Origin of the sequence: Planktothrix sp. (assembly GCF_046067725.1) — a bacterium.
GTDB lineage: Bacteria > Cyanobacteriota > Cyanobacteriia > Cyanobacteriales > Microcoleaceae > Planktothrix.
Window position 1 is genome coordinate 1 of record NZ_JBJUDF010000312.1, and the last position, 17,364, is coordinate 17,364.

At 41.6% G+C, this 17,364-nt stretch carries 12 protein-coding genes and 1 tRNA gene; 5 read left to right on the top strand and 8 right to left on the bottom strand.

Translation table 11 applies throughout. The annotated features are described in order from the left end of the window. The coding region (locus ACKPEB_RS19400) for a 50S ribosomal protein L35 (protein ID WP_408966641.1) at positions 1-65 on the bottom strand (65 nt) is incomplete at its 3' end. 232 nt (positions 66-297) lie between these two features. Then, on the bottom strand, positions 298-1,116 hold the full coding sequence (locus ACKPEB_RS19405) for a squalene/phytoene synthase family protein (RefSeq protein ID WP_408966630.1): 819 nt from the start codon (positions 1,114-1,116) through the stop codon (positions 298-300). A gap of 181 nt (positions 1,117-1,297) precedes the next feature. Here ACKPEB_RS19405 and ACKPEB_RS19410 point away from each other — a divergent pair, with 181 nt between their 5' ends. Then, positions 1,298-2,452 carry an ABC transporter ATP-binding protein gene (locus ACKPEB_RS19410; RefSeq protein WP_408966631.1) on the top strand — a complete coding sequence of 385 codons (1,155 nt, stop codon included), beginning with the start codon at positions 1,298-1,300 and terminating at the stop codon, positions 2,450-2,452. A gap of 151 nt (positions 2,453-2,603) precedes the next feature. On the opposite strand, the gene ACKPEB_RS19415 is transcribed toward ACKPEB_RS19410, so the two are convergent. From ACKPEB_RS19415 to ACKPEB_RS19435, 5 genes are all read right to left on the bottom strand, one after another. Further along, positions 2,604-2,692 (bottom strand) — tRNA-Ser (locus ACKPEB_RS19415). Between the two features lie 47 nt (positions 2,693-2,739). Further along, positions 2,740-5,187, bottom strand: a complete 2,448-nt coding sequence (locus ACKPEB_RS19420; RefSeq protein ID WP_408966632.1) for a ComEC/Rec2 family competence protein — start codon at positions 5,185-5,187, stop codon at positions 2,740-2,742. A gap of 74 nt (positions 5,188-5,261) precedes the next feature. Next, positions 5,262-5,738: a DUF4079 domain-containing protein gene (locus tag ACKPEB_RS19425; RefSeq protein ID WP_408966633.1), complete on the bottom strand. Its 477-nt coding sequence runs from the start codon at positions 5,736-5,738 to the stop codon at positions 5,262-5,264. Positions 5,739-5,779: 41 nt separating this feature from the next. Beyond that, positions 5,780-8,557, bottom strand: coding sequence for a CBS domain-containing protein (locus ACKPEB_RS19430; protein ID WP_408966634.1), 2,778 nt, complete (start codon positions 8,555-8,557; stop codon positions 5,780-5,782). Between the two features lie 38 nt (positions 8,558-8,595). Beyond that, positions 8,596-9,972 (bottom strand): 16S rRNA (cytosine(967)-C(5))-methyltransferase, encoded by a 1,377-nt coding sequence (locus ACKPEB_RS19435; RefSeq protein ID WP_408966635.1) that lies wholly within the window; start codon positions 9,970-9,972, stop codon positions 8,596-8,598. Between the two features lie 90 nt (positions 9,973-10,062). Between ACKPEB_RS19435 and ACKPEB_RS19440 the strand changes: the two genes are divergently transcribed. Beyond that, a complete protein-coding gene (locus ACKPEB_RS19440; RefSeq protein ID WP_408966636.1) occupies positions 10,063-11,415 on the top strand; it encodes an adenylate/guanylate cyclase domain-containing protein in 1,353 nt (450 codons plus the stop codon). A gap of 248 nt (positions 11,416-11,663) precedes the next feature. Further along, entirely contained in the window at positions 11,664-12,179 is a 516-nt protein-coding gene (locus ACKPEB_RS19445; protein WP_408966637.1) for a DUF29 family protein, read from the top strand. 100 nt (positions 12,180-12,279) lie between these two features. On the opposite strand, the gene pdhA is transcribed toward ACKPEB_RS19445, so the two are convergent. Continuing rightward, positions 12,280-13,311, bottom strand: coding sequence for a pyruvate dehydrogenase (acetyl-transferring) E1 component subunit alpha (gene pdhA, locus ACKPEB_RS19450; protein WP_408966638.1), 1,032 nt, complete (start codon positions 13,309-13,311; stop codon positions 12,280-12,282). 132 nt (positions 13,312-13,443) lie between these two features. Between pdhA and ACKPEB_RS19455 the strand changes: the two genes are divergently transcribed. Further along, entirely contained in the window at positions 13,444-15,753 is a 2,310-nt protein-coding gene (locus ACKPEB_RS19455) for an IMS domain-containing protein (RefSeq protein WP_408966639.1), read from the top strand. A gap of 245 nt (positions 15,754-15,998) precedes the next feature. Continuing rightward, positions 15,999-17,364 (top strand): DUF4912 domain-containing protein (locus ACKPEB_RS19460; RefSeq protein ID WP_408966640.1); only part of this gene is annotated, 1,366 nt, incomplete at its 3' end.

Below are 17,364 nucleotides of genomic sequence, written 5' to 3' on the forward strand. Positions count from 1 at the left end.
ATTTTTCCACTGCCTGTGACTCTAAAACGTCTGGCTGCGGATTTACGAGTTTTGAGTTTGGGCATGGATTCGCCTAAATTCGACACAGCCTACAATTATATCATGGGAGTTGAAATTCTTACAAGGGGAGGCAATAGGCAATAGGCAATAGGCAATAGGCAACAGAAATTTCTCTCCTCCCCCTGCTCCCCCTGCTCCCCCTGCTCCCCCTGCTCCCCCTGCCTCCCCTGCTCCCCCTGCTCCCCCTGCCTCCCCTGCTCCCCCTGCCTCCCCTGCTCCCCCTGCCTCCCCTGCTTTCTACTTCCCTCCACAAACCTGTTCAATTAACTGCACCACCGCACTACGAGTCAGCTTGTCTTGACCGTCGGCTAAAACATCTAACGTCGCATGAGCCAGAGCTAAAGGAATGCGACAAAAATCCAACGCAGGGCCAGAGGGTAAAGCTTCAGTATAAGCATCCGCTAAGGCTAAATTTCGTTTAGCATAGTTGTGCATTTGTTCGGATGTCCAACCATCGGGGAAGAAATCTACCCCTCGGCTGCCATCATCCTTGTAATTGCGGAGAATATTCACCGCCTGTAACCCTCGACCGAACCCAATCGCATGAACCCGGTTGGTTTGGGTGCCATCGTACCAAGCCCATAAATCCGACAACAACAGCCCCACAGAACCCGCGACACTAAAGGTATATTGATCTAACTCTGCTTCGGTTTCAATTCGCCAGTTGCGTTCAGCCCAAAACGCCATACGGTCAGCCATCGCCGCCGTTGCATCCCAAATCCGAGGGGCAATGCGTTCTGGGGCTAACTTCGCCCATTCCCCTACCCGGAGGGTCACTTCTTCTAAAGTTCCGGTATGGGAAAATTCCGCAAACCAATCATCAGCAATCGTTTCTCGACAGACCGAGGCTTGAAAATTTTGGCTAATTCTATGCAGCAATCGGGCTTTTGTTGCATGATCTAAATCAGGATGATCTTCAACTTCATCAATCGCCCGCATACACAAATAGGCAGAAGCGACTGCTTCTTGGAGTAAGGGAGGTAAACGACTAATCGGGATATAAAATGTTCGACTTGTATCTTGTAAAACGGACAAGGGATCTTTTTGCCAATTCATTCCTTTTACTCCTCACACCAAGAAGCGGGTTAATCGCTGTACTTTCGCGCTCGATATTGTACACTGGATTCCAGTAACACTCCACGCTTGAATCTGCAATTCTCTGGATCATCTCTCTTGCCAGTCCAGTTTTCAACAGATAAGCTGTAGGGAGGGTAAATCTCCGCCATAACGTGACACTATGCTGCAAGCGGCTACGCAGAATCAAGGTGCTATTGGGGCTGAAACCAAGCTCGACGTTGAACTTCGGAAAGTGTTCAAGGTCTTTAACGGGGAAACGGCTGTTCGTGGCGTAGATCTCGATATTCGTCGAGGAGAATTTTTTAGTATTTTGGGGCCATCCGGTTGCGGCAAAACTACAACACTGCGACTGATTGCCGGGTTTGAGATGCCCTCTGCGGGAGAAGTCCTGATTCGAGGTCAGTGCGTGACGCAAACGCCCCCCTATCTGCGTCCGGTGAATACCGTTTTTCAAAGTTATGCTTTGTTTAACCATTTAACGGTTTGGGAAAATATAGCTTTTGGACTCCGACTTAAACGCAAAAGTAAAGCAGAAATTGAAGAAAAAGTTCGGGAAGCTTTAAGTTTAGTTAAAATGGAATCCTTTGCGAACCGTTACCCCTCCCAAATGTCCGGGGGTCAACAGCAACGGGTCGCTTTAGCGAGAGCATTAGTCAATCGTCCGGCAGTATTATTATTAGATGAACCGTTAGGTGCTTTAGATTTAAAACTCCGCAAACAAATGCAGATGGAACTCTCCAGCCTCCATCGCAATTTGGGGTTAACGTTTATTATGGTGACTCATGACCAAGAAGAAGCCATGAGTTTATCTGACCGAATTGCTGTCATGCACGATGGTAAAATTGAACAAATTGGCACTCCTAACGAGATTTATGAATATCCTCAAACAGCCTTTGTTGCTGATTTTATTGGGGATACTAATTTATTTCGAGGAACCGTTGAAAGTGTAGATTCCAGCCGTTTATATATTGTTACAGAAACGGGATTAAGTATTGAAATTGAACAAATTAAACTCCCTGGTCTTCAACTCCCTCAACAAGATTTAAGAACAGGTGCATCGGCGGTGGTGAGTGTGCGTCCAGAAAAAGTTACCTTGAGTTTATATCCTGTTAATGGGGCTATCAATTGTTTTGAAGGTCGGTTAATTAATTCGATGTATTTGGGAACCCATATTCAATATCTGGTGAAGTTATTATCTGGGGAAAATGTCATGGTTCGTCAACCCAAAACCGTTGAGAGTTTACCTGATAATAATACGCCTGTTTATGTGTGTTGGGGAACAACGGATTGTTTAGCGTTACCGGATCAAAAGTAAACTAACCTATCTTGTAGAAAAACAGGATATTTTATCCTTCAATGTTTGCTACGCCATCCATCCCACGTAGAGACGCGCCATGGTGCGTCTCTACAGGGGTTTAGGAAATAATCTGTAGTCGCAATTTCTCGATTTTATCTCAGTCTGAAAGCGGAGAGGGTGGGATTCGAACCCACGAGGAACAGTAAAGCCCCTAACAGATTTCGAGTCTGCCGCATTCGACCACTCTGCCACCTCTCCAAACCTGAAATGATTCAGATCGTATTTTAGACGATTTTTTTATTATATCAAAGAAAAGATCCATCTGTTTCATCAAAATCTAAAGTTGTTTCAAAACCTTGGGTGGGTGTCCAGCGTAAGGCCCCATCTCGACCTGTCCAGAAGATTTGAGTGCGTTGTTGACTCAGGGTTTCTACGGTTTTAGGATCAATTGAATTAGAAGAAGCGATCGCAATTTCAGGCTTTAATACGGATAAAATTTCTGCGGTTAAGGGTTCTCCTGACCACCACAACACCTGAGTCGGGGTTAACTTTTGACCCTCAAGCAACTGGTTTTGATCATTGGGGGTGGTTTCTCCTAATAACGTCCAAACTTTTTGACCCAGTTTAAATCGAATTACAGGGGGTTGAGCATTTAATAATTCAATTTGCACCGACCCTAACATGATCGGTTGACCTAACGTTAACGGAATGTAAGACCCTTTTTGTTGGTTTAAAGTTTTCAAAATCACATCATTTGTCGCTTGATAGGTTTTTTTCGGGGCGGGATTATCGTAAAAAGTTTTAATCGGAACATTCTCTAAAATTAAGGGCCACCCAATACTTAAACCGAGTTGGGAATGAGTCGCAACCGACCAATGAATTTCATTCACACCTTGAGCATTTAAAAACGGTAAAACAACAAATTTAGCTGTATTTTGACTCCCGCTATTAATTAAAGTCACTTTCCCTTGTTCTTCAATCACTAAAATCGGTTCTTTCGGTGTCCCTAAAATCGTTGCTTGAAATTGAGAGGTTTTAGTATACCAACCCGGTGCAACAACAATTAAAACCGCTAAGGTAACGCAGAATAAAATCGGAATTAAGCCTTTTTTAGAAGTAGAAAATCTAGGGTTTGAGTCAGAATTAAACCAAATAAAATAACCCCAAATTAAAAGATTTAAACTATAAAGGGCGATTAATTGCATTAGAGAAATGCGACCCACTGCAATTGAATTCCCTGGAAGTTGACTAAAATAGTCGGCGGTTTCAATTAACCCAAAAATTGGATAATGAAGACCTTGGGCTATCAGACTACCCATTCCGGGCAACATTAAGGCAACTAAAGCACTCGCCATCCCCCCTAATGTAATAATTGAAATCAAAGGAGAGGCAATAATATTAACTAAAATACTATAGGGAGATAAAACGTTAAAAATGTAGAGTTGTAGAGGTAATGTCCAGATTGTAACCGCTAAGGGAACCGCTATTAAAGAAGCAAAAAACGGAGGCATCCAATTTAACCCTTGCATCAAGGGAGGAACCGTTACCATTAATCCTAATGTCGCTAAAAAGCTGAGTTGAAACCCAATATCAAAGATCCAAGTCGGATTAGCAATTAATAATAATATTGCTACCCCTAATAAAACATTTAAAGGTTTAGTTTGACGTTGAGTAACCAGGGCAATTAATACCGCGAGTCCCATTAATGTTGCTCGTAAAACCGATGGAGAAATTCCGGTTAATCCTAAATATAACAGCAGCGTTAATAATCCTAAGCCAAATCGAATTTTAGGAGAAAATCTCTGAGTAACAGCTAAAATAATTCCTAATAAAAAGGAAACTTGAAACCCCGAAGCTGCCAAAATATGAGCCAATCCAACTTGAACAAAAATATCTCGAATTTCATAAGGTAAATCAACCGCTAAACGACCTAATACCATTGCGCTTAACAGTGAACCTTCAGGAACTCCTAATAATTTCGCTTGAGCGCGTGTAATCCGTTGACGAATTTTCCACAGTCCCCAAGGAGCAGGTTGACTATCATCATGACTAATATAACGTCCCCGCAATCCCGCAAACGCCCCTTGTTGAGCAAGATACTTTTTAAAATTAAATCCTCCTGGGTTTGAAGGAGGTTGAGGTTGATATAAACTACCCGTAATCGCGATACTTTCCCCTGGATATAATCCGGTTGTTTTTAATAAAGGAAGGGTGACATAAACTAAACCACTGACATCTCGACCGACTGAAATGGGAGTATTATTATTGGTAATTTCATTAACTTGATTTGCCTTTAACCAAAATTGTCCACGTCCTGAACGAGTTAATCGAGGAATACTATTAATTTCTCCCCGAACTGTAATTAATAAATCTTGGCTATTTCCACTATTGAGAATTAAATTACTAATATCATCACTGGCAGGTTGAGGCGTTCTAATCTGTAAATAAACACTGGCTAAAAAAGCAATAATCCCGGCTAATAACCAAACCCAAAATGGCATTTTAGGACGGGGAGTTTTAGAAATTTTATCGGCAAATTCTATCGGATCTTTGAGAGCATCTTTGCGGGTTTCTTTTTGTTTAATAAATTGCTGAATTCGAGCTTTACGGAATTGTTTTTGCTGATAAACTTGTTTTAAAGCTGTTGCGATCGCTAATAGAATTCCTAATCCTAATATTGCATAGTTACCCCCCGGAATTGCAGTTACTAGCAAACCCAAAAGATAAGCAAAAGCCAGAATTAAAATTACCATTCAGTTATGCGTTATCAGTGAACTTTTATTAGGGCGGAGTTAACCGCCCCTACCTGTTAATCGTTAACCCTCAATTAAAGAGAAAACCCTAATTGTAAACCGAAAAAGGTATGGACTAACATTAACCCTAATGCAACGGTTCCTAGATAAGCGTGAGTCATTCTTAAACTGGGATTATCTTTACCAAACCCGGTAAAAGCGATCACACTATTAATTAATAAAAAACCTAATAAGATAGTTCCTGTCCAGAAGTGGGAACTTTCTAAAATCGGTTGTTTTTGCATCACCAAAGATAACAACCCTCCGGTGTATCCTAAAGCCAAAAACAAAAACATCAAGGGAGCGAGTTTGCGGTGATCTGCGCGATTTTTGGAGCTCACTTCCTTGTCTTCGGCTAGACGTCCGCGCCATCCTGTCCAACCCACATAAGTTCCCATCATGAAAATCACGGTTCCCATCATCACTGGATGTCCCCAATGGGTAATGGGTTCTGGAATTCCTAAACCCCGAAATACATTCGCAATGGGTTCTAACAGTTCAGCTAAACTCATATTCTCTCTCAAAAAGTGATCAGCATTTCCCAAATCTTAGTTTAAGATAATTTGGCCTCTAAGGGATAATTCTGTTTTAAAAATGCTTCCGCAGAGGTGCGATCGCTCACGGCTCCATCTAAAGTCAGCGTTAATAAATCATCGAGCATTTGTTTAAATTGACGACCGGGTTTATATCCCATAGCTTTTAAATCATTGCCATTTAAAGGCGGTTTAATTTCCTGTAATTGAGTTAAATATTGCCAAATTCGTTGTCTAACGGGTCGAGTCGATTGTACAGCGATTAAAATTAACATCGGTAAACTATAAGCTTTAAATAACCAGAAAACCTGACTATTTTTAGGAGATTGAAATAGGGTTTCTATTATTTGATTTTTAGCTAATTCTAAGTGTTGTAACCGTTCCAAACTTTCAACCTGTAATTGAAGATTTTGAGCTACTTTTTCTCGATATTCAGGATCTAAATAGGCAATTAACACCTCTAAGCGGATCTCCCAATGGGTTAAACTTCGGTGTGCATCAAAGCGTTGTAAACAGCGATCTACAGAGCGAATTTGTCGCCATAATTGGGGGCTTAATTCTAAGGTTGGATGAATACATCGTAAAGCTTTTAACTCTCCTAATAATTTCAAGGAACGTTTCCAATAGGGAGATTGTAAAATATATTTTAACTCACTTTTTAAACGAGTTTCTAAAGCGGGAACCCGACGATTTTGATCAAAAGATTTATTGCTTTCTTCTCGTTGTTTTTCATAAATCCCACTACTAATGGCATAGCGGATATATTCTTTCGTTTGAGTTTCAATTTCAAATCCTAAGCGCACCGCAAACCGCACGGCGCGATAAATTCGAGTTGGATCTTCAATAAAACTATTAGAATGTAAAACTCTAATTTTTCGTTGTTCTAAATCTAAAACTCCCCCAAAAAAGTCTAACAATTCTCCAACTAAGGGAGGCGTTAACCGCAAAGCTAAGGCATTAATCGTAAAATCTCGTCGATATAAATCTTGACGAATTGAACTTGCTTCTACCTCTGGATTTGCCGCCGGATAAGGATAAAATTCTGTTCTCGCAGTGGCAATATCAATCCAAAGAGAATCTAAAATCGGGTCATTATGCCATAATAAAGCCGCCGTTTGAAATTGACCATGAACATCTAACCGGGCAGCCGGATAATGTTTTTGTAAATCCATTGCTAATTCTACGGCGGGAGAACCTGAAGAAACAAAATCTCCATTACCATTAGGATTTCCATAACATCCATCTACCACAATATCAATATCACTTAAGATGACTGTTTTTTCAGGTTCAGCTAAGAGTAAATCTCTTACCGCACCTCCTACTAAATAAACCTGCCAGCCTCGTTTTTGAGCTAAGAAAGATAAACGATTCAATAAGGTTAATAGTGGCGTTGCTAATCGTTCTTGTAATAATTCATCTAAGGTGGAACAACTCACCCCAGGAATACAACCTTTTAAGGGAGATTTTTGCGGACGTTGTTGTTGATGGAGTAATCTTAAAACATCGGTTCGGGTGACAATTCCGACTAAATTTCCTTGATCTAAAACAGGCAACCGTCCAATATCATAAGTTACCATTAAATATTCAATTTCGGGTAAGGTTGTATCGGGAGTAATTGTTTTTAATTGCGGGGTCATATATCCCTTAACGGGTGCATGACTAAAGCCATGATGTAAGGCAATATCTAAATCTCGACGGGAAATAATTCCGACTAATTGATCTTGTTCATCAACAACTGATAAACCGGAATGACCATAGCGTAATAAAATCCGATGGGTTTCTTCTACAGAAGTGTCAGGACGGATAGTTCTTACCGGAGAAGACATTAATTCTTTTGCCGTTGGCGGGTGAGGAATTTGTGCTTTTAATTGTTCAACTAATTGATGTAAAATTTCAGAAAAATGACCGTCTTTTAAGCTAACTGAAGCAGCACGGGTATGTCCTCCACCGCCATAAGGTTTAAATAATTGATTGAGATTGGTTTTTTCAATTCGAGACCGTCCAATAATACTTAATCGATCCCCTTCTCCTTTCCCATATTGATGTCCTAAAAGTAAGGCATCACTTTCGGTTAAATCGATTAATTCAGATGCCAAACTGGATAAACCGGGCACATATTCATCGGTTTTTAATAATACCCAAGCTACGGTATATCCTCGAATGGTTGATTTTTTTAACTGTTCTAAAGCTAAGGTTAATAAATCTTGTAATTTAGGCGGTAAACCGGGTTCTACATATTCTGAAATCACAGGTAAACTAGCGCCTTGCTGCATTAACCAGGCTAACGCCATGGCATCTCTAGGGGTGGAATGGGGAAAGGTTAAAGACCCTGTATCTAAATGAATTCCTAGTGCCATCACCGTTGCTTCTGCTGTGTTTAAAATTAACGGTTGGGCAGAATTTTGAGCCAAGATTTGTAACTGTTCTACAATTAAAGTGGTGGTTGCACCGACTGCTTCAATATAGGTTTCTGTGGCGGGAATATCGGATTTAATATCAGGATGATGATCATAAATTCTAATCGCTGATAAATTGGCTAATTTAAACCATTCTGCACTTTTTCCTAAGCGATCGCAACTTTGGGTATCAACTACACTAATCGAATGAACTTTATTAGGATTAACAGACCGACGTTCAATTAACGGAAATTCATCTCGATAAAAGGCTAAAAAATCTCTCACCGCCGGATGACTTCCACCCGATAAAACAATGCGACTTCCGGGGTAAATTCGAGTTAATCCCACCGCCGCACCAAGGGCATCAAAATCAACAGTAGTATGGCATAAAATTAAGTGCATAAAATTAGAAAATGTGGAACAGAAATCCTGCCTGTTAATCAAGTTAACTTTTTAATTAATTTTACCATAAAAAATCCATCCATCTTCTGTCTATGGGGCCAAATTTTGATCCAGCCTTCCGGTTCAGGAACCAGCTTAAAATCTTCAGTAGGCGGTTGAATTTTCCAGTTAGAATGTTGACTTAAAAAGTTGTTAATAATGGTTTCATTTTCTTGAGGATGGAGGGTACAAGTTGAATAAACTAAACAGCCTCCTGGCTTCACCCAAGTTTGGGTTATTTCTAATAGTTCAGATTGCAGTTGAGACAACTCTTGAATGTTTTTAGTATCATGTCGCCAGCGTCCATCGGCTCTCCGATGTAACGTTCCTAAACCCGAACAAGGAGCATCTAATAACAATCGATCTGCACTTTGAAAATATCCTTCAATTTTGCGAAGATCTCCCCATTGAGTTTGAATCGAATTTAGCTGTAATCGTTTAAAATTTTGCTGCACTTTTTTTAACCGAGATTTCACTAAATCAAAGGCTATGATTTTACCTTGATCCTGCATTAATTCTGCAATATGGGTGGTTTTTCCTCCGGGTGCCGCACAAGCATCAATAATCACTTCTCCAGGTTTGGGATCTAATAAATAACTCACCCATTGAGCACTACTATCTTGAATTGACCACCACCCTTGATCATAACCGGGTAAATGTTGAATTGAACCCACACTTCCCGTTAATTTTAATCCCAAGGGTAGCCCAGAAATTCGATCAACTGAAATTCCTTTTTCTAGCAATTGAGATTCTACGGTTTCTAAGGTTGTTTTTAAAGGATTCACCCTTAAAATTAAAGCAGGAGATTGATTAAACCAATGACAAAGCTGTTCGGTTTCGGTTAATCCTAAAGTCTCTAACCAAAATTGAATCAGCCAGTTGGGAAAACTATAGATAATTCCTAATTGTTCACTGGGATTTTTCGGTAACTCAAACACAGTAAAAATACTGTGATCAAAATCATTCGTTTCTAACTGACAATTTTCCCTTTCTCGAATATAATGTCTTAATATTCCATTCACAAAACCACTAAAATGCTTTAAGCCATTGTGTTTTACTAATTCAACACTGGTATCTACCGCCGCTGAATTAGGAATTTGATTCAGATAGCAAATTTGATAAAAACCCAGATGTAGTATAGTACGAATATCCGGGTGCTGTTGATGGGATTTTTTAGGGGCTAAGTAATCGATTAAGGTATCAAGCGATCGCCTTCTACGAACACAACCATAGACTAATTCTGTCGTTAAGCGTCGGTTAATATCTGATAAATCAGATTGACGAAGCCACTGCTCTAAAATCACATCAGCGAGTCCACCCCGTCGGTTAATGTCTCGGAGAGCTAAAAATGCAACTTGGCGCGGATTATTATTCACAGCTATTCTCAAACTCAATTCAACATTATTAAAAAATAATTCTTCCCAGGTAGATTGTATTGAACGCCTAGCTGAAACTCAGAGGAAATCATGGCTATAACTGACTCAAGACTATCAGAAATCGGTGCATTTATTCAAACCAACCTGAAGAAGTTTTCTTCAAATTTAGCTCCAACTAAAGCCCAAACTTATGACGATTGGCGAAAGCATTTTATTTACCAACGTTTAAGTTTAGGTTTTACTTTAGCTCTGATTTCCTATTTTACCTTTACTGTTTCACAAATTAACAATTTTTTCTTTCATCCTGACCATTTCCAGGCGGAATGGGTCGTCACACAAGTTGTCGCTGAGTTAGGTTTAATGATTGGTTTAGTCCTGTTGCGAACTCCTTTCGGGATGAAATATCCGGGGTTGATGTTTCTTGTATTTTCTTGGGTCGTCACCATTACCCCACAAATTCGAGGAAACCTCAACGGAATTGCGAGTGCTTCCATTATTGAATGGCCGTTAATGTTTTTTTCCCAAGCGACATTAATTCCGGTTTATTGGCCGTTACATTTTATTTCTCAATTAGGGGTTTTAATCTATTATCATGGAAGCCAAATGTTATTGAATTTAAAACTGGTGCTTCCGGCTCCTTGGATGACAGCAGAGTTCTTATTCCTGTATTTATTTTGGATTTGTTTAATTTGCAATCTTTCGGTGTATTTATATGAGCGTTTAGCTCGTTCAGAATTTAAGTCTCGTCAAGCCTTAGAACAAGCTTATGAGCAAGTGAAAGAAGAACAGGAACGCTCCGAAAGTTTACTGTTAAATATTCTACCCCATACCATTGCCCAACGGCTAAAACAGCAACCGAGTACCATTGCAGATAGTTTTACCGATGCGGCGGTTTTATTTGCTGATATTGTCGGTTTTACTGAACTTTCAGGACGATTTGATCCGGCTGAATTAGTGAATTTATTGAATCAAATTTTCTCTGAATTTGATTATTTAGCCGAATTACATGGGTTAGAAAAAATTAAAACCATTGGGGATGCTTATATGGTGGTTTCTGGTTTACCCATTCCCCGTGATGATTATGCAGATGCGATGGCTGGTATGGCGTTAGATATGCAGAAAACTTTGAAAGAATTTAATGTCAAAACTCAACAAAATTTTCATATTAGAATTGGAATTGCAATGGGGCCAGTGGTAGCAGGAGTGATTGGAATTAAGAAATTTATTTATGATTTATGGGGGGATACCGTTAATCTAGCAAGTCGCATGGAATCCCATGGAATTACCGATGAAATTCAAGTCACAGAAGCAACTTATTTAGCCTTGAAAGAACAATACCAATTTGAAAAACGAGGAACGATTTTAGTTAAAGGAAAAGGAGAAATGACCACCTATTTATTAAAAGGTAAAAAAACTCTAGCGGTTTCCGCCAGCATTCATTAATCAGAAAAATTCTCGGTCAGCGTTAGAGTTTCCGAAAACAAGGTTTTGACGGTTGTTGTTATGAATTGATGATGATGCTTACTATCAATAGATACAACCTTATACAAAAGGGGTCAAATTGTTGAAAGTAGCTTTAATACAAAATTAGTGCGTTATAATTTAGAGAAGTGGGATGGAATTTGGAGAATTGCGAATTCTCAAGTTTTGGATTAAACAGTCATTAAAATAGCGATCGCTTGTCATTAATTATGGTACAAGAACTGATTAATTTAAGAACTTGCATTGAAGAACAACGCTATGATGAAGCGTTAATCATTGTTAATGAATTGGAAGGAATGGGAAAACAAGCAATTTTACGAAATATTCAATCCTATTTACTGAGATTATTAATTCATTTAATTACAAACCAAATTGAACAACGATTAACCAATTCCTGGGCGGCTTCGATTCGAGGTTCGATTCGAGAAATTAACAAACTTAATATTAAAGATAATAAACAATCTTATTATATTCAACAACATGAATGGACAACCTGGTTAGAAGAGAGTTTAGAAGATGCCATCCGTGATGCTAGTGTTGAAGTCATGAACGGAAGCTATACCCCGTTTCAATTATCAGAAATGGTCGAGGGAAATTCTATTTTAATCACGGCTGAACAATTACTCGATTTAACCTATTGTTATGCCCCTAAAGAATTAGCGATCCAAGTCGATCAACAGTTAATCGAATTACCCGGAGGAACAGATTGGAAACAAGGACATTAAATCTCCCGTAAAGAAACCGGGTTTCTCACTGTTATTTCGGTAAAAACAACAAAATTACTTTTAAGAAACCCGGTTTTTGTGTTCTGTGATTTACAGTTTATTAATCATCAGCATAAATATAACGACACAGATCTTGGGGATCAGGTTCCGGGCTATTTTGGGCAAATTCTACCGCATCATCAATGGTAGCTTGAACCTGTTGATCAATTGCCTTTAATTCCTCCTGGGTTGCTAAATTATGTTCCGTTAAATAAGCCGCAAATTTTTTAATCGGATCACGAGCCAACCAAAATTCTTTCTCTTCTTTATTCCGTAATTCATCAGGATCAGCCAAAGAATGACCACGGAAACGATAAGTTAAGGCTTCAACTAACGTTGGGCCTTCCCCAGCACGGGCACGTTCAATCGCCTTTTTAGCCACTTCTCGAACTGCCAAAACATCCATCCCATCGACTTCATAGCCCGGCATTCCAAACGCTGGGCCTTTTTTGTAGATTTCCGGGTCAGAGGTTGCCCGTTCATGGGCCATCCCGATCGCCCATTTATTATTTTCAACCACATAAATAATCGGCAATTTCCATAACGTTGCCATATTCAAACATTCATAGAACTGACCGTTATTGCAAGCACCATCCCCAAAGAAACACATCGTCACCTGATCCGCATTCGGATCATTCATAGCTTCCCGACGGTATTTCGTTTGAAAAGCAGCCCCCATCGCCACCGGAATTCCCTCTGCGACAAAGGCAAACCCCCCTAATAAATTATGTTCTGAGGAGAACAGGTGCATTGAGCCGCCCCGACCCTTAGAACAGCCTGTTGCCTTACCAAATAACTCCGCCATCACTTGACGAGGAGGAACCCCAGCGCTCAAGGCATGAACATGATCCCGATAAGTACTACAAACAAAATCTTCATCTCGGCGACCCGCGCGGATCATCCCCGTCGCAACGGCTTCTTGACCGTTGTACAGGTGGACAAAACCAAACATTTTGCCGCGATAATACATCTCAGCGCATTTATCTTCAAATAATCGCCCTAAAACCATATCCTCATACAGCATTAACCCCTCATCACGGGTTACAGCCGTTGCATCCGCCTTAAATGTCGGTAACGTGCGTTCCTGTACCATTGTTTCCAATTACCTTGACCAATTTGAAATTCTATTTTACAGGTTCAGGGTTGACTGTTGGCTCTCAACAGGCAATGGTCAATTCCCTGCTAATATAGCTACATCAGTTTCTCACCGTTGGGGAAGTGGCCCGTGCGTATTCCACTCGATTATTACCGAATATTAGGCTTACCGATTCAAGCAACTCCAGAACAACTCAAGCAAGCGCACCGCGATCGCACTTTGCAACTTCCGAGACGGGAGTATTCTGATTTAGCGATCACCGCACGCAAACAGTTGATCGACGAGGCTTATGCAATTTTATCGGATGCTGATCAACGTCAAGCTTATGACATGGGGTTTTTAGCCAAAACCTACGAACCCGAATCTGAAATCAAAACCCCTGCTTTTGGCAAACGTGCCAACAGCGAAACCACCGCTTTAGAACCCGTCATTGATTCTCACACACCGAGTATTGAGATCGAAGATCAACAATTTGTGGGGGCGTTATTACTCCTTCATGAATTAGGGGAATATGAATTAGTGGTGAAATTATGTCAACCCTATCTCAGTAGTGGCAGTATTGGCCTCAAAGATGGCCGTTTTGGAGATCCGGCCCTAATTGTTCCTGATGTGATTTTGACGGTTGCTTCAGCTTATTTAGAACTCGGTCGGGAACAGTGGCAACAAGGGCAATATGAAAATGCGGCTTCTTCCTTAGAGGCTGGACAAAATCTATTATTACGAGAAAGTTTGTTTGCCAGTTTGAGAGGTGAAATGCAAACGGATCTCTACAAACTCCGTCCCTATCGGATTTTAGAATTACTCCAACTTCCCCTAGAAAAAACCTCAGAACGTCGTAAAGGACTGCAACTTTTGCGGGAAATGCTTCAGGAACGGGGTGGCATTGACGGTCAAGCCGATGATCAATCGGGGTTAGGGGTTGAAGATTTTCTGCGGTTTGTGCAGCAACTGCGTCGCTACATGACCACCACCGAACAGCAAGGGTTGTTTGAAACAGAAGCTCGTCGTCCCTCGGCTGTTGCCACTTATTTAGCGGTGTATGCCTTAATTGCTCAAGGGTTTGCGGAAGCCCAACCCGCCTTAATTCGTAAAGCCAAATTAATGCTGATGCATTTAGGGAGACGGCAAGATGTAAATTTAGAAAAGGCAGTTTGTGCCTTATTGTTGGGGCAAACCGAGGAAGCCAGTCGTTCCCTAGAATTAAGTCAGGAACGAGAACCCATTGCCTTTATCCGTGAAAATTCTCAAAATTCTCCCGATTTATTGCCGGGGTTATGCCTCTATGCTGAAAGTTGGTTACAAGATGAGGTCTTCCCCCATTTTCGAGATTTACTGGATCAGTCGGTTTCTTTAAAAGATTATTTTGCCGATCCCCATGTCCAAGCTTATTTGGAAGCTTTACCCAATGAAACGGGCAGTACCTCGAACGAGTGGGTTGTGGTTCAACCTCGCCGTCCTACTACAACTTCCGTTTCTAGTTCCAAGCCGCCAGCGTCCAAACCCAGTTCAACGGCTACGAATCTTCAACTCACCTCGTCTTCTCCAGAACGTTCCATGGCGACCGTCGCCCCCTTGAATTCGGATGTCTCCGTGTCGGGTGTCAGAGAATCTATTTCTCCCTTATTGTCTGCCCCTCCTCCGCCTAGTGTGCGAACTTCCGTAGAAACGGGTTCAGCCTCAACCTCCATCCAGGGAAGTCGAAAACCTTCTTCTCCATCGCGGGAAACTCAGTCTTCTAAGGTTAGTGAACCTCCAGCATCGTCCACTGTTCCCCCAACTCCTAAACCGCCGAATCCTTCTCCCATTCCCAATAGCAGCAGTCTACGGCGCATTCAACGCAAACAAGATTCTAGTAAATGGCGTCGGTTGTTAATTCTCGGTGTGGGAGGATTGTTGGGACTTTGGTTACTGTGGTTTTTACTGTCCAGAGCCTTTGGAGCCTTAGCCGATGTTTTAGGATGGTCTGGGCCAACGTTGAAGGGGGAACAGGCTATGGTGCAGTTAAACCAGCCACCCTTACCCATTCCTGAACCCAAACCGGTTACAGCAGAGCCAGAAAAGTTAACGCCTGAAGTGGCTGAAGCCAAGCTGAATCAATGGTTATCGGCAAAATCGGCAGCCTTGGGGCCAGAGCATCAAGTTGAAGCGTTACAGAAAATTTTAGTTGATCCAGCCTTAGCTCGTTGGGTGGGAATGGCGGAAACCCTGAAACAAGAAGGCTCCCATCGGACTTATAAACATAGTGTAAAAGTCACTGAGGTACAGATGGATCAAGCTAATCCTAACCAAGCGGTTGCTTATGCTGAGGTTCAGGAACAAGTCCAATATTATAGCCAAGGTCAACTTCAAAATACTGAAGATGCCGGTTTACAACTTCAATATCGCTTTATTCGCAAGGACGGTGAATGGCGCATTGAAGATTGGCAAGTGATGCGTTAATCTAATTTCAATCCTCTTTGGGATCAAAGAGGCTTTTTTTTACCCTGTAATGTTAAGATATCCTGACATTTCGATCCCCGAAACCCCGACAACTGTGTATATTTACTCATCAATATTGGGATTTACCCCTTGACCAAATTAGATATTTTCTGCAACATGGTGAGTAATCAAGCGATCCCCATGATCCCGAAGAATTTCTACAGAGTTATCAATCTGCTGTTTAAACCAATGGAGATCACTCTTTTATGTCAAAGGAACGCCCTCCTTTAGAAGATATGACCCTACGGCAACTCCGCAAAGTTGCCAGTGAATATGGCATTTCTCGTTATAGCCGGATGCGTAAATCTCAGCTTTTAGAAGCTATTCAAGAAATCCAAAGTCAGAAGTTTGGAACCCTTAATTCATCTCGCGCATTGGAGGCACAAGAAGAAGTGGAAATCGCAAAGTTTTCTGTCGTCAGTCAGACTTATCAAATCGATAATTCCTTATCCTTGGTGGATGAGGGTTTAGTAGATTTACCCGTCGGATATGGTGAAAGCCAAATCGTCATGATGCCCAGAGATCCTGAATGGGCCTATGCTTACTGGGACGTTTCTAACGAACAGAAGGAAATGTTTCGACGCCAAGGGGGACAACAACTCGCCCTGAGAATCTATGACGTTACCGATATTGACTTAGACTATCAAAGCCCCCACAGCATTCAAGAATATCCTTGTGATGAATTAGCACGGGAATGGTATTTACCTGTTCCTGTGAGTGACCGGGACTATGTAGTTGAAATTGGTTATCGTTGTGTTGACGGTCGTTGGTTGGTCTTAGCCCGTTCGGCGGCGACTCGCATTCCTCCGGTTTATCCGGCAGAATGGATTGACGATCAATTTATTACAGTTTCTTGGGAGGAAGAATTACAAGGGAAAACCTTCTATGAATTCCCTACTCCTACGAAATCCTATGTCATGGCAGGGGCTTATGACGATTTATTTGGGTTATCGAAGGAAACAGAAGCCAAACGCATCGCAGGTTCTCTGTTTGGTTCCATGCACCAAGTTGTCAAACCCCAAGAGTCTGTCAGTTCCTTTATCTTCCCCTCTGGTGCGGGAATGTGGGCGTCTGGCGTCGGCGAAACGATGTCCGGTGTCGGTATGTCCGGTGTTGGGTTGAGTATGTCCGGTGTCGGTCAAACCCAGTCCGGTGTCGGTATGTCCGGCGCAGGCTTAGGTTACACCACTTCCGGTATCGGAATGTCTGGTATTGGACAACTGATGTCCGGTGCAGGAATTGGACAAATTATGTCCGGTGTCGGTATGTCTGGTGCAGGCTTGGGTTACACCACTTCGGGTATCGGTTACACCACTTCCGGTATTGGACAACTGATGTCCGGTGTCGGTATCGGTCAAATTATGTCCGGTGTGGGTATGTCCGGCGCAGGCTTGGGTTACACCACCTCTGGTATCGGAATGTCCGGTGTCGGCATGGGTATCGGTCAAACTCAGTCCGGTGTCGGTTATACCACTTCGGGTATCGGAATGTCTGGTGCAGGAATTGGACAAATTATGTCCGGTGTGGGTATGTCCGGCGCAGGCTTGGGTTACACCACCTCTGGTATCGGAA